Below are 12941 nucleotides of genomic sequence, written 5' to 3' on the forward strand. Positions count from 1 at the left end.
ACCCCGACCAAATTCTTTTTTTTAATTTTTTATCTTTATCCTTGCGTTATTTTTCACCCCACACACTCTTTCCTAACTCGCCGCCGGGGCTGACCGACCGGTCAGCCGCGTCCGGTCTCGTCACCGTCCGTCAGCTGAGCGTGACCTGCCGGTTGGTGAGGCCTCCGCGCGCGCGGCGCTCGTCCGCGGTCAGCGGCGCGTCCGAGGTGAGGGCCCCGGCGAGACGCTCGGCGAACTCGGCGGCGGGCTTCTCGATGTCGTCGGCGGTGACCCCGCTCGGCAGGTCCCAGACGGGCACGGTGAGCCCGTGAGCGCGGAAGGAACCCACGAGGCGGGTGCCGTCACCCAGGTTGGACCGGCCCGCCGCGTGCAGTCGCGCGAGGGCGTCCAGAAGCTGTTCCTCCGGATGCGGCATGACCCAGCGCAGATGGTTCTTGTCCGGGGTCTCGCACCAGTACGCCGCGTCCACGCCCGTCAGCTTCACGGTCGGGATCGCCGCGGCGTTCGCCCGCTCCAGGGAGGCGGCCACCTCGGGCGTCGCGTTCTCCGCGTCCGGCACCCAGAACTCGAAGCCCTCGTGCACAACTGGCTCGAACACGCCTTCGGGATCCAGCAGATCCTGCAGCCGCGGCCCGTCACCCGGGGCGCGCCGGCCCTCGACCGGCGTGCCCGGCTCGGCGGTCAGCGCGCGCTGGAGGGTGTCGGCGAGGTCGCGGCTGATGTCGCCGGACGCCGTGTCGTTCTGCAGGCCGAGCAGCACCGAGCCGTCGTCGCGGCGCAGGGCCGGCCAGGCCATCGGCAGCACGGTCGCCAGCGTCACCGACGGGACGCCCTCCGGGAGGCCGCTCTTCAGGGTCAGCTCGACGGTGGCCGCCGGCACCAGCTCACGCAGCGCCACCCAGTCGCACTCGCCGGCGAGCCCCTCGAAGGGCCGGTGTACCAGCTCGGTCGCCGCCTGCGCGGCCGCCCGCCCGTGGCAGGCCTTGTAACGCCGTCCACTGCCGCAGGGGCAGGGTTCACGCGCGCCGACGACCGGGATCTCTCCGTCGGTGATCTGGGGTTTGGCCTTGGTCTGGGGGCGCTTCTTGGCCATCGTGGGTCTCCCGGTTACGGCTCGTCTGTACGGCGGGAGCCTAGCCGTTCACGCCATCGACGACGGGACCCTGTGGACAACCCACCGCGGGCCTATGGGCCTTCTGATGGATCTCCGCGGCGTCACGACGCCCGGCACGCCCGCTGGACGCCGCTCCTTCCTCCGCGGCATCCACCAGAAGGGCCCTAGTCCGGCCCTAGTCCAGGTTGTCGAAGGCATCCCCGAAGTCCATGCCCGGCATCGCCGGGATCCGGGAGACCGTCGCCCCCGTGACGCGCGTAGCGAAGCCGTCGCGACAGCGGCCGGCATCCGGATCATGAACGCCCTCGTGGACCACGACCCACACGGTCACCTCGCCGCGCGCGTCGTCCCGTACGCCCCAGTCGTCGGCCAGCGCGGTGATGATGTTCAGGCCCCGTCCGCCGTGCGCGGTGACCGAGGGGGTCGCCGGAGCCGGCCGGGTCGGGCCGCCGCCGTCGGTCACCTCCACCGTGAGCCGGCCGCCGAGATCCACGCGCCACGCGGCCCGTACGTCACCGTCACCGGCCAGGGCGTCACCCAGGGGCCGTCCGTGTTTGCACGCGTTGCTCAAGAGTTCGGAAAGAATGAGTACGGCATCGTCGATCACCGCCTCCGACACACCGCCACTGCGCAGCTGCTCGCGCATACGGTGTCTCGCCTCCCCCACGCCCGCAGGGCCATGGGGTACGGCCATGCTCGACGACGTGGGCACCTCCTGTGCCACCACCAACGCCACCCCCGAGACCTCCTTTGCCCCACGCCACGGTGTGGATGCCCCATTGGCCTGTACCGGAAACCGGCCAAGCCATGTGCGGTGACGCATTCGCAACGATCGAATACGGACCGAACGCGCCGGAGCACTCCCTGTAGCTGAGTGGCTTGAATTCGACGGTGTCCGGAAAGGGAGAATGGTGCCCATGGGGTCGAAGGGTCAAGAGTTCTTCACAGGTCTTTACCAGTGACACACCTGTGAGCGGCCGGTGAAACCCCCGTCAGCGGTCCAGCCGGCGCAGCACCGCGCGCGGGCGGTTGGTGATGATGGCGTCCACTCCCAGCTCGACGCAGAGATCCACGTCCTCCGGTTCGTTCACGGTCCATACGTGCACTTGGTGGCCGGCCTGCTTGAGCCGCTGGATGTACGCGGGGTGGTTGCGCACGATCCGGATCGACGGGCCCGCGATCCGGACACCCGCCGGCAGCCGCCCGTCGCGCAACCGGGGCGAGAGGAACTGCAGCAGGTAGACCGTCGGCAGCGTCGGCGACGCGGCACGCACGCGATGCAGCGAGCGGGCCGAGAAGCTCATCACGCGCACCGGGGAATCAGCGGCGGAGGCGGGAGCGTCCAGCCCGAACCGCTTCAGCAGCACCAGCAGCCGCTCCTCCACCTGCCCGGCCCAGCGCGTCGGGTGCTTGGTCTCGATGGCCAGCTCCACCCGCCGCCCCGCGTCCGCGACGAGTTCGAGGAGCCGCTCCAGCGTGAGCACGGAGGTGTGCTCCGGTCCTTCGGGGAGGTACTCCCAGTCGGGCTCCTCGTCGCGCGTCCGGAAGAGCTCGCGCGTCTTGCGGGAACCGAAGTCCAGCGTGGCGAGCTCGGCGAGCTCCAGCGCCGAGACCGCGCCGCGGCCGTTGGACGTACGGTTGACGCGGCGGTCGTGGACACAGACGAGATGCCCGTCCGCGGTCAGGCGTACATCGCACTCGAGGGCGTCGGCACCGTCCTCGATCGCCTTCGTGTACGCGGCCAGGGTGTGCTCCGGGGCCTCCTCGGAGGCTCCTCGGTGGGCGACGACTTGGATCGTGTGCTGCCGTGCGTGGGTCACCGCGTCATGGTGCCACCGACAGGGGGTAGTCGTGCGGTCGTAGGACCAGAGATTGCATCCCTTTTGCGCGACATGACCTATATAAAGAATGGCCGCACACCCACAGGCACCGCTTATGGTGCCCTGACGGCTCATGGGAAAAGCTGACGGCATACAAAAGGACATGCACAGCTGTAGCGCACCGGACCGTCGACCAACGTGAACGGGCGTGACCGAGTGCGACCGAGAACAACAGCCGTGGATCGAGGAGAGAAGCTGTGAGCACCGAGAACGAGGGCACCGCGGTACCCCCGGCCCCGTCTGCACCCCCCGTGCCGGTGGACGCTCCCGCTCCCTCGGCACCCGCCGCCTCCGAGGGGAGCGACCGTACGGCCCCGCTCCCGCCGGTGCCTCCGAGCGCCCCCGGCGCCCCGGAACACGACGTGCTGCAGGGCGGCCACGCGCCTGCGTACGCGTCGGCGGAGTCGGGCGGGGCCCCGCAGGGTGGCGTCCACCACGGTTCCGCGGGCTCTGCCCCGGACGCGTCCTGGCCGCCCCCGCCGCCCGCGACCCCCTCGTACGCCGACGGCGGCGCCGGTGGTGGCGGAGGGTGGGGCTCCTCCTACGAGCAGCCCGCGCCCAAGCCCAGGTCCGGCCGCGGTGGCCTGGTCGCCGCGATCCTGGTGGCCGCACTGGTCGCCGGCGGTCTGGGCGGCGGTCTCGGCTACACACTCGCCAAGAACAACGACGACAACTCCGGCTCCACCACGGTCTCGGCGTCCACCAGCGGCGGCGCCGTCAAGCGCGACGCGGGCACGGTCGCGGGCGTGGCCGCGCGGGCGCTGCCCAGCACGGTCACCATCGAGGCCGAGTCGAACAACGGCGAGGGCGGCACCGGCACCGGGTTCGTGTTCGACACCCAGGGCCACATCGTCACCAACAACCACGTCGTCGCGGACGCCCTCGACGGCGGCAAACTGACGGCCACCTTCCCGAACGGCAAGAAGTACGACGCCGAGGTCGTCGGCCACGCCCAGGGCTACGACGTGGCGGTCATCAAGCTGAAGAACCCCCCGTCGGACCTCAAGCCGCTGACCCTGGGCGACTCCGACAAGGTCGCCGTCGGCGACTCGACGATCGCGATCGGCGCCCCCTTCGGCCTCTCGAACACCGTCACCACGGGCATCATCAGCGCCAAGAACCGCCCGGTGGCCTCCAGCGACGGCCAGGGCTCCACCGCCTCGTACATGAGCGCCCTGCAGACGGACGCCTCGATCAACCCGGGCAACTCCGGAGGCCCCCTCCTCGACGCCCAGGGCAATGTCATCGGCATCAACTCGGCGATCCAGTCCACCGGCAGCGGCGGCCTGGGCGGCACCAGCCAGTCCGGCTCGATCGGCCTCGGCTTCGCCATCCCGATCAACCAGGCCAAGTACGTCGCCCAGCAGCTGATCAAGACCGGTAAGCCGGTCTACGCGAAGATCGGCGCCTCGGTCTCCCTGGAGGACTCCAGCAACGGCGCGAAGATCACCGAGCAGGGCTCGGGCGGCGCCTCCGCGGTCGAGTCCGGCGGCCCCGCCGACAAGGCCGGCCTCAAGCCCGGCGACGTCATCACCAAGCTCGACGACAACGTGATCGACTCCGGCCCCACCCTGATCGGCGAGATCTGGACCCACAAGCCCGGCGACAAGGTCACCATCACCTACGAACGCAACGGCTCCTCCCACACGGTCGAACTCACCCTCGGCTCCCGAGTCGGCGACAGCTGACCCCCGCACCCACGCGCGCGTACCTCCCCGGTCACCACCAACTGCCCCACACGCGCGCGTGCCGACCCGTTACCCTTGTCCCCGCGCCACCGATCACATCGACGGCGCGGGGTGGGTTGCCCGAGCGGCCTAAGGGAACGGTCTTGAAAACCGTCGTGGCAGCGATGTCACCGTGGGTTCAAATCCCACACCCACCGCGGTGAGAGCAGTGCGAACGGCCCCTGACCAGGTAAGAAGGTCGGGGGCCGTTGCTGTGGGCGCTGCCGCTGCACGGCAACCGGGCGGCGTCTGCTTGGATCGGCCCGTGGCTTCTGACGGCGGACCCGATGAGAGACGAGAGAGGTCGGCCCTCGCGATCTGGTTCGGCGGGTTGTCCACGGCGTGCTGGTTCTTCTGCCCGTTCTGGATGCTGGTCTGCTTCGTCGCGCTGCCCGTGGCCCTTGTCGGCCTCGTGCGGGCCTGGATCGAGTTCCACGCGTCGAGGGCGGGCCGGGCGAGCGGGCCGCGGGCCGTAGCAGGTGGTGTGTTGTCCCTCCTGGGCGCATCGGCGGCGATCGCCTACATGATCTTTCTGGCCGACCATCCGAACCTTCCCATCCAGGAGTAGGAACCCGGAGATCAGAGCTCGTAGTCCCGCGCCAGCCCCACCCAGTCCACCTCCCGCACCCCCATCTCCGCATCGCACTCGTAGGGCACACGAGGTGTCGACTGGAACCAGATCACCGTGAGGGTCGAGCGGTACGACACCGGATCGTGCTTGGGGTCGAGCGCGGTGGAGCGGAAACTGCCGATGCAGGCCACCGTCGGAAGCACCTCGACCGGACCGAACGCGCCGGCGTACTGGTCCGGATACTCGCGTGTCGGCGGCACGAGGTGGACCGGCGCGGTGGGGAAGGCGCGTTCGGCGATGCCCAGCAGGTCCTTGATGACCATGTCGTTCACCGGCTTGCACGGGTAGCCCTCGAGCATTCCGGCATACGTCGACGACAGCTGCAGCCCGGCGAGGTCGACGGCGCGGCCGGAGGTGAGGACCACGCGGCTCAGCGACATGGTCCGCACTCTGGGGCGGTGGTGCATCAGGGTCCTTTGTATTTCTGGTGCAGCAGTGTGCTCTTGGGGCTGGAGGGCTGGAGGGCTGGAGGGCTGGAGGGCTGGAGGGCTGGAGGCCTGAAGGGCCGGAGATCTCAGGGGCGATGTCCCGTCATCCGTGCCGCCGACGCGATCGTCGCCCGTGCCTCGCGTTCGGTCAGGCCGGTGTTGAGGGCCGCGTCGACCAGCGGAGCGACCAGGGCGGGGCCGATGCCGTTCTCGTAGGCGCGGCAGGCGGCCCAGAAGAGACGTGTGTTGCGCTGGCCCTCGTGCGCGGCCAGGACGAACTGGACGAGACCCTGGCCGTGATCGCCGGCCGAGGGGTGGGTCGCGGGGTGCGTGGGGCGCGGGGGCGGCAGCAGGAGACGTAGAAGGGCCGGCGGGCAGGGAGCAGGGGCCAGGTGGGCGGTGCCGGGGGCCGTCGAGTAGACGCCGTGGTCGGTGCGGGAGCCGGGGCCGACCAGGTAGCCGCCGGCGCCTCGGATGTCGATGCCGGGGGCGAGGCGGCCGGCCGAGTTGGGGATCGCGTTGTCCGACGGGCCGGTCAGCCACAGGTGGCGACCGCCGCTCGGGGTGAGGACGACGACCGTCTCGGGGATGGTGAACAGATGGCGCAGGGCCAACTCGCGCAGCGCCGCCGAGGAGTCCGTGCCCGTCTTGGTGTCGAGGTCGATGCCGATGAGGTGATGGGGCGGCAGCCCGCAGGCGATGCCGTAGCCGGTCGCCCAGGGTGCCGCGGCGAACAGTTCGCGGATGCGCGCCGGGTCGGTCGAGGCGTCGTAGACCCCGTGGCCGAGGCGGCCGCACTCGCCGTGGCAGTGGTGGGGGTCGGGGTCGCCGCGGTGGGGGGATCGCAGGGCCGGGAGTTTCGTCCGGGACAGGGGGATGACGGCCAGTCCGCGCTCGGCGGCGGACAGGGCGTGTGCGAGGGCCAGCGTCGTGGCCTGCCGGTCGGTGGTGGCCATGTCTCCATGTTCGTACGCATGTTCGAAAAAGGGAAGAGGGGGCGGGCGCGACGCGCCGGACCGAGGAGATTGGCCGGAAAAGTGCCGGAACGCTTCGCCCCTTGTGTGGCATGGGTGCGAGTTGCCGTTGATGCCCTGACCTGCGGCTTGGAAGTAGCGAAAGGGGTTTATCGACTTGTCGTAGCACTTGAGTGGGAATCAGGGCTTACGGGGTGGTTCGCCGGGGATTCGGTGGGCAACTCTGGTCTCGCGACGTCGTGCACCACACCGAGGCGGTCGGCCAACTGCCTTGGTAACAGCCTTACTTGACGTACTTCCGGCAAGGAAGCCGGGTTCTGGAGGAAGAAACATGGCAAGCATCCGTACCGCCCGCGTCATCGCCGCCCTCTCCGCCCTCCCGCTGGCAGCCGCCCTGTTCACCGGCGTCGCGGCGGCGGACAACGGCGCCTTCGCGGACGACGGATCGAACGCGGGTGTCGCGAGCGTCGTGGGCAGCGGCGTCGGACACGACAACAACGGCAACTCGTCCACCACGAACCAGAACGCGGTCGGCTCCGGCGCCTCGAACCAGAGCAACACCGCGCAGGTGAACGGCTCCGCGTTCACAGCCATCCAGCAGGGCAACGAGAACGTCGCCGTCCACTTCGGACACCTCTGGTGAGCCGGCGGCCCTGACTCCCGGCTGCCCTGACTCCTGGTGGTTCGGGAGTCCTGGTGGTTCGGGAGTCCCGGGCCCGGGGAGCGCAGGGAGCTGTGGGGTGTGACACGCCTGTGCGGCGGTGCTTCGGTGCCGCCGCACAGGCGTTTTCCGGGTACGGCTGCGCCGGCTTCGACCTTGACACCGCACGGTATCTGACGGACAGTCAGAAACTCTTGCGGGGATCGTGGGAACCCACTCGGCGGCTGCGGTGTACCAGAAGTGTCCATGCGAAACGGCAGGAACGGCGCGACCGGCGTGAGCGGTGCAGGCGGCGTAGGCAGCGGGAGATGACGAGGGGGACGACGGTGACCGACGAGCTGGGTGCACGACTGAGGACCTACGAGGGACGGGCCGTCGCCGCCACCGGCAGGGGCAAGGATCCCGTCAACGCGGCGATGATCCGGCACTGGTGCGAGGCGATGGGCGACACCAGTCCGGCGTACACGGGTCCCGACGCCATCGCACCGCCCACGATGCTCCAGGCGTGGACCATGGGCGGCCTCTCCGGCCACTCGGGGCGTTCCCAGGCGTACGACGAGCTGTTCGCCCTTCTCGACGAGGCCGGCTGCACATCGATCGTCGCCACCGACTGTGAGCAGGAGTATCTACGCCCCCTGCGCCCCGGGGACGAGGTCACCTTCGACGGGGTGATCGAGTCGGTGTCCCAGCGCAAGACGACCAAGCTGGGGACGGGCTACTTCATCACCACCCGCACGGACGTCAGAGTCGGCCAGGACCTGGTCGGCACCCACCGCTTCCGCGTCCTCAAGTACGCCCCCGCCCGCCGGAAGCCCGCACCGCAGCCCGCCCGCCGCCCCCGTCCGGTGGTCAACAGGGACAACGCCGGCTTCTGGGAGGGAGTCGAGCAGCACCGCCTCCTCGTCCAGCGCTGCACCGACTGCGCAACCTCGCGGTTCCCCTGGCTGCCCGGCTGCAACCACTGCGGCTCCCTCGACTGGGACACGATCGAGGCGAGCGGCGAGGGGACGGTCTATTCGTACGTCGTCATGCACCACCCGCCCTTCCCGGCGTTCGACCCCCCGTACGCGGTGGCCTTGATCGAACTGGCAGAAGGCATACGGATCATCAGCAACGTCATCGGCCTGCCCCACGACAAGGTGCGCATAGGCCTGCCGGTCCGTCTCGAGTTCCAGTCCTACGACGACGAGTTGGTGCTGCCCGTGTTCCGTGCCCTGGAGGAGGCCACCGCCGGTGGAGGCCGTGTGAGGAAGGAGGTGGAGGCTCCATGAGGCCCGGCGAGAAGCTTCCCCCGCTGGAGATTCCGATCACCCGCACCCTGATCGTCGCCGGGGCCATCGCCTCCCGCGACTACCAGGATGTACACCACGACGCCGAGTTGGCCCGGCAGAAGGGCTCCCCGGACATCTTCATGAACATCCTGACCACCAACGGCCTGGTCGGCCGCTACATCACCGACCACTTCGGCCCGACGGCCGTGCTGCGCAAGGTGGCCATTCGACTGGGGGCGCCCAACTACCCGGGAGACACGATGGTGTTGACGGGCACGGTGGAGGAGGTCGACGGCGACACGGCGACGGTCCGAGTGGTCGGGGCGAACGACATCGGCAAGCACGTCACAGGCACGGTCACCGTCACAGTCCCTACGCCCACATCCCCGCCCCCCACCCATCCGTCCGGAGGCACCTCATGAGTGTTCGTGTCCGCGACGCGCTCGGCGGGCGGGCGGCTGTCGTCGGCATCGGGGCCACGGAGTTCTCCAAGGACTCGGGGCGCAGTGAGCTGAGGCTGGCCGTGGAGGCTGTGCGGGCCGCGCTCGAAGACGCCGGGCTGACGCCGGGTGACGTGGACGGGATGGTGACCTTCACGATGGACACCAGCCCGGAGATCACCGTGGCCCAGGCGGCCGGCATCGGCGACCTGTCCTTCTTCTCGCGCATCCACTACGGCGGAGGCGCGGCCTGTGCGACGGTCCAGCAGGCGGCGCTCGCCGTCGCCACCGGTGTGGCCGAGGTGGTCGTCTGCTACCGGGCGTTCAACGAGAGATCCGGCCGCCGTTTCGGCTCCGGGGTGCAGTACCGCGAGCCTTCGGCGGAGGGCGCGGCGCTGGGCTGGGCGCTGCCGTTCGGGCTGCTCACCCCGGCGTCCTGGGTGGCGATGGCGGCCCAGCGCTATCTCCACACGTACGGGCTGACCCCGGAGGCGTTCGGGCAGGTGGCCGTGGTCGACCGGAAGTACGCGTCGACCAACCCGGCGGCGTACTTCTACGGCCGTCCCATCACCCTCGCCGACCACGCGGCCTCACGCTGGATCGTCGAGCCGCTGAGGCTGCTGGACTGCTGCCAGGAGACGGACGGCGGCCAGGCGATCGTGGTGACCTCGCTGGAGCGGGCCCGTGATCTGCCGAACTCACCGGCGGTGATCGCGGCGGCCGCCCAGGGCGCGGGGCGGGGACAGGAGCAGATGACCAGCTTCTACCGGGACGATCTGGCCGGTCTGCCGGAGATGGGCGTGGTGGCACGACAGCTGTGGCGCACCTCGGGGCTGACGCCGGCCGAGGTGGACGTGGCGATCCTGTACGACCACTTCACGCCGTTCGTGCTGATGCAGCTGGAGGAGTTCGGGTTCTGTGGGAAGGGGGAGGCGGCCGACTTCGTGGCGGGGGAGGTGCTGCCGGTCAACACGCACGGAGGGCAGCTCGGGGAGGCGTACCTCCATGGGATGAACGGGATAGCGGAAGGGGTCCGTCAGGTGCGGGGGACGGCGGTGAACCGAATACCGGGTGCGGGACGGGTTCTGGTCACGGCCGGTACCGGAGTACCGACATCCGGCTTGATCCTAGCCTCGGACGACTGAACGCCCGCACCCCTGGCTGTGCGCCGAACGTACCCTGGCCACACTCCCACTCGTACCGTCGGCCACACGCCCGCCACACCGTTCTCCGTACCCCATCCGCACACGCTCCCGTACACCTCAGCGGGCCATCCCTCAGGGGTCATCCCGCAGTAGCCCCGAGCCGTTCGTCCACCTTCAGGAGGTGCAGCCAGCCCCACCCCTACAACCTGAGGCGGACTTTCCTTCGGGACCTGCGGCCGATGAGCGGGAGGCGCCCTCGCTCATAGCGTGGAGTCATGACCACACCCGTCTGCACCAGCGCTTCGACCGCCGCCACCCCGGCGACGCAGACCTTGCCGTACCCGTCGTTCTCCTCGTACGTCAGGGCCCGGCAGCCGGTGCTGCTGCGCACGGCCCGGTCGCTGACCGCGAACCCGAGCGACGCGGAGGACCTGCTGCAGACCGCGCTCACCAAGACGTATGTCGCATGGGAGCGGATCGAGGACCACCGTGCGCTGGACGGTTATGTGCGCCGGGCGCTGCTGAACACACGGACCTCGCAGTGGCGTAAGCGCAAGGTCGACGAGTTCGTGTGCGAGGAGCTGCCCGAGCCGGAGCCCGTGCCCGGCGAGGACGACACGGCCGAGCAGCAGGCGCTGCACGACGCGATGTGGCGGGCGATCATGAAGCTGCCCGACCGGCAGCGGGCGATGGTCGTCCTCAGGTACTACGAGGACCTCAGCGAGGTGCAGACGGCCGAGGTGCTCGGGGTGTCGGTGGGCACGGTGAAGTCGGCGGTGTCACGTGCGCTGGGAAAACTCCGCGAGGATCCCGAGCTGGGACTGGTCCGTTAGCCCCAACGTGACTTGATCGATCATCGGCACCTAGTGACATACCAAGCGGTATGTGCGCAGAATCAGGCGCAGCCCCCTACTACCGCGTAGGCAATGTCGCCCCGGGAGGACGCCGTGCTGAGCACGATGCAGGACGTACCGCTGACCGTTACCCGCATCCTCGACCACGGGATGCTGGTGCACGGAAGGTCCCAGATCATCACCTGGACCGGCGAGGGTGAGCCGCAGCGGCGCAGCTTCGCCGAGGCGGGCAGCCGCGCGGTGCAGCTGGCGAACGCCCTGCGCGACCAGCTGGGCATCCAGGGCGACGAGCGGGTCGCGACCCTGATGTGGAACAACGCCGAGCACGTCGAGGCGTACTTCGCGATCCCGTCCATGGGCGCGGTCCTGCACACGCTCAACCTGCGGCTCCCGCCGGAGCAGCTGGTGTGGATCGTGAACCACGCGGCCGACAAGGTGGTCATCGTCAACGGCTCGCTGCTGCCGCTGCTCGCGCCGCTGCTGGAGAAGCTGCCGACGATCGAGCACATCGTGGTGTCCGGGCCCGGCGACCGTTCGCTGCTCGCGGGTGCGCGTGCTCAGGTGCACGAGTACGAGGAGCTGATCGCGGGCCGTCCGACGACCTTCGACTGGCCGGAGATCGACGAGCGGCAGGCCGCCGCCATGTGCTACACCTCCGGCACCACGGGGGACCCGAAGGGCGTGGTCTACAGCCACCGTTCCATCTACCTGCACTCCATGCAGGTGAACATGGCTCAGTCGATGGGGCTGACCGACCGGGACACCTCCCTGATCGTGGTCCCGCAGTTCCATGTCAACGCCTGGGGTCTGCCGCACGCCACCTTCATGACCGGCGTCAACATGCTGATGCCGGACCGCTTTCTGCAGCCCGCGCCGCTCGCCGAGATGATCGAGAGCGAGCGGCCGACGCACGCGGCGGCCGTCCCGACCATCTGGCAGGGCCTGCTCGCCGAGCTCACCGCCAAGCCCCGTGACGTCTCCTCGCTCACCCAGGTCACCATCGGCGGCTCGGCCTGTCCGCCGTCCCTCATGGAGGCCTTCGACAACCTGGGCATGCGGGTCTGCCACGCCTGGGGCATGACGGAGACCTCGCCGCTCGGTACGATCGCCCGCCCGCCGGCCCATGTGGTCGGTACGGAGGAGGAGTTCGCGTACCGGCTGACGCAGGGGCGTTTCCCGGCCGGCGTCGAGGCCCGCCTCACCGGCCCCGGCGGCGAGCGTCTGCCCTGGGACGGCGAGTCGGCTGGCGAACTGGAGGTGCGCGGCAACTGGATCGCGGGCGCGTACTACAACGGCCCGGATGCCGAACCCCTGCGCCCCGCCGACAAGTTCAGCGAGGACGGCTGGCTGAAGACGGGCGACGTCGGGACCATCTCCCCCGAGGGCTTCCTGACCCTCACCGACCGGGCCAAGGACGTCATCAAGTCCGGCGGTGAGTGGATCTCCTCGGTCGACCTGGAGAACGCGCTGATGTCCCACCCGGACATCGCCGAGGCCGCCGTGGTGGCCGTCCCCGACGAGAAGTGGGGCGAGCGCCCGCTGGCCACGGTCGTCCTCAAGGAGGGCGCCACCGCCGACTTCGAGTCTCTGCGCGCCTTCCTCGCGAGCGACGCCTGCAAGATCGCCAAATGGCAGCTCCCGGAGCGCTGGACGATCATCGAGGCGGTGCCGAAGACGAGCGTGGGCAAGTTCGACAAGAAGGTGCTCCGCAGGAAGTACGCCGAGGGCGACCTGGACGTCACCAAGCTCTGAGACACACCGCACCGACGTATCGACCGACGTATCGACCGACGTAACGAACGGCCTAACGACTGAC

General features: G+C 69.6%; 13 protein-coding genes and 1 tRNA gene. 9 read left to right on the forward strand and 5 right to left on the reverse strand.

The annotated features are described in order from the left end of the window. Positions 1-130: 130 nt before the first annotated feature. The 3 genes from ABZT17_RS27300 to ABZT17_RS27310 all read right to left on the reverse strand — a co-directional run bounded on the left by ABZT17_RS27300 (position 131) and on the right by ABZT17_RS27310 (position 2934). Positions 131-1093 (reverse strand): DUF5926 family protein, encoded by a 963-nt coding sequence (locus tag ABZT17_RS27300; protein ID WP_356352316.1) that lies wholly within the window; start codon positions 1091-1093, stop codon positions 131-133. 196 nt (positions 1094-1289) lie between these two features. After that, the gene (locus ABZT17_RS27305) at positions 1290-1937 is read right to left on the reverse strand and encodes an ATP-binding protein (protein ID WP_356352318.1); all 648 of its coding nucleotides are present in this window, start codon (positions 1935-1937) and stop codon (positions 1290-1292) included. 169 nt (positions 1938-2106) lie between these two features. Beyond that, a complete protein-coding gene (locus tag ABZT17_RS27310; protein WP_356352320.1) occupies positions 2107-2934 on the reverse strand; it encodes a glycerophosphodiester phosphodiesterase in 828 nt (275 codons plus the stop codon). A 257-nt stretch (positions 2935-3191) separates the two neighbouring features. Between ABZT17_RS27310 and ABZT17_RS27315 the strand changes: the two genes are divergently transcribed. The 3 genes from ABZT17_RS27315 to ABZT17_RS27325 all read left to right on the forward strand — a co-directional run bounded on the left by ABZT17_RS27315 (position 3192) and on the right by ABZT17_RS27325 (position 5289). Further along, the gene (locus ABZT17_RS27315) at positions 3192-4682 is read left to right on the forward strand and encodes a trypsin-like peptidase domain-containing protein (protein WP_356352322.1); all 1491 of its coding nucleotides are present in this window, start codon (positions 3192-3194) and stop codon (positions 4680-4682) included. 110 nt (positions 4683-4792) lie between these two features. Beyond that, positions 4793-4879 (forward strand) — tRNA-Ser (locus ABZT17_RS27320). Positions 4880-4986: 107 nt separating this feature from the next. Then, the gene (locus ABZT17_RS27325; protein WP_356352324.1) at positions 4987-5289 is read left to right on the forward strand and encodes a hypothetical protein; all 303 of its coding nucleotides are present in this window, start codon (positions 4987-4989) and stop codon (positions 5287-5289) included. A gap of 11 nt (positions 5290-5300) precedes the next feature. Here ABZT17_RS27325 and ABZT17_RS27330 read toward each other — a convergent pair whose 3' ends face one another. Both ABZT17_RS27330 and ABZT17_RS27335 read right to left on the reverse strand, forming a co-directional pair. Then, on the reverse strand, positions 5301-5732 hold the full coding sequence (locus ABZT17_RS27330; protein WP_356352326.1) for a hypothetical protein: 432 nt from the start codon (positions 5730-5732) through the stop codon (positions 5301-5303). Between the two features lie 134 nt (positions 5733-5866). Beyond that, the gene (locus tag ABZT17_RS27335) at positions 5867-6736 is read right to left on the reverse strand and encodes a bifunctional DNA primase/polymerase (RefSeq protein ID WP_356352328.1); all 870 of its coding nucleotides are present in this window, start codon (positions 6734-6736) and stop codon (positions 5867-5869) included. A gap of 349 nt (positions 6737-7085) precedes the next feature. Here ABZT17_RS27335 and ABZT17_RS27340 point away from each other — a divergent pair, with 349 nt between their 5' ends. The 6 genes from ABZT17_RS27340 (at position 7086) to ABZT17_RS27365 (ending at position 12877) form a co-directional block, all read left to right on the forward strand. Next, a complete protein-coding gene (locus ABZT17_RS27340) occupies positions 7086-7397 on the forward strand; it encodes a hypothetical protein (protein WP_356352330.1) in 312 nt (103 codons plus the stop codon). Positions 7398-7723: 326 nt separating this feature from the next. Next, complete coding sequence (locus ABZT17_RS27345; RefSeq protein ID WP_356352332.1) at positions 7724-8686, forward strand: OB-fold domain-containing protein; 963 nt, start codon at positions 7724-7726, stop codon at positions 8684-8686. Next, a complete protein-coding gene (locus ABZT17_RS27350) occupies positions 8683-9108 on the forward strand; it encodes a MaoC family dehydratase (protein ID WP_356352334.1) in 426 nt (141 codons plus the stop codon). Before ABZT17_RS27345 ends, ABZT17_RS27350 begins: the two co-directional genes overlap by 4 nt. After that, a complete protein-coding gene (locus ABZT17_RS27355) occupies positions 9105-10271 on the forward strand; it encodes a lipid-transfer protein (protein WP_356352336.1) in 1167 nt (388 codons plus the stop codon). Before ABZT17_RS27350 ends, ABZT17_RS27355 begins: the two co-directional genes overlap by 4 nt. Before the next feature lie 275 nt (positions 10272-10546). Next, positions 10547-11104: a SigE family RNA polymerase sigma factor gene (locus tag ABZT17_RS27360; protein WP_356352338.1), complete on the forward strand. Its 558-nt coding sequence runs from the start codon at positions 10547-10549 to the stop codon at positions 11102-11104. Positions 11105-11197: 93 nt separating this feature from the next. Further along, positions 11198-12877 carry a long-chain fatty acid--CoA ligase gene (locus ABZT17_RS27365; protein ID WP_356352339.1) on the forward strand — a complete coding sequence of 560 codons (1680 nt, stop codon included), beginning with the start codon at positions 11198-11200 and terminating at the stop codon, positions 12875-12877. Positions 12878-12941: the final 64 nt, after the last annotated feature.

This window comes from Streptomyces sp. NPDC005648 (assembly GCF_040605395.1).
Taxonomy (GTDB): domain Bacteria; phylum Actinomycetota; class Actinomycetes; order Streptomycetales; family Streptomycetaceae; genus Streptomyces.

Coding starts and splice junctions, on each gene's coding strand:
- ABZT17_RS27365 (WP_356352339.1), top strand. CDS start 11,198: ATGTCGCCCCGGGAGGACGCCGTGCTGAGCACGATGCAGGACGTACCG.
- ABZT17_RS27305 (WP_356352318.1), bottom strand. CDS start 1,937: ATGCGTCACCGCACATGGCTTGGCCGGTTTCCGGTACAGGCCAATGGG.
- ABZT17_RS27350 (WP_356352334.1), top strand. CDS start 8,683: ATGAGGCCCGGCGAGAAGCTTCCCCCGCTGGAGATTCCGATCACCCGC.
- ABZT17_RS27340 (WP_356352330.1), top strand. CDS start 7,086: ATGGCAAGCATCCGTACCGCCCGCGTCATCGCCGCCCTCTCCGCCCTC.
- ABZT17_RS27300 (WP_356352316.1), bottom strand. CDS start 1,093: ATGGCCAAGAAGCGCCCCCAGACCAAGGCCAAACCCCAGATCACCGAC.
- ABZT17_RS27355 (WP_356352336.1), top strand. CDS start 9,105: ATGAGTGTTCGTGTCCGCGACGCGCTCGGCGGGCGGGCGGCTGTCGTC.
- ABZT17_RS27330 (WP_356352326.1), bottom strand. CDS start 5,732: ATGTCGCTGAGCCGCGTGGTCCTCACCTCCGGCCGCGCCGTCGACCTC.
- ABZT17_RS27345 (WP_356352332.1), top strand. CDS start 7,724: ATGACGAGGGGGACGACGGTGACCGACGAGCTGGGTGCACGACTGAGG.
- ABZT17_RS27335 (WP_356352328.1), bottom strand. CDS start 6,736: ATGGCCACCACCGACCGGCAGGCCACGACGCTGGCCCTCGCACACGCC.
- ABZT17_RS27360 (WP_356352338.1), top strand. CDS start 10,547: ATGACCACACCCGTCTGCACCAGCGCTTCGACCGCCGCCACCCCGGCG.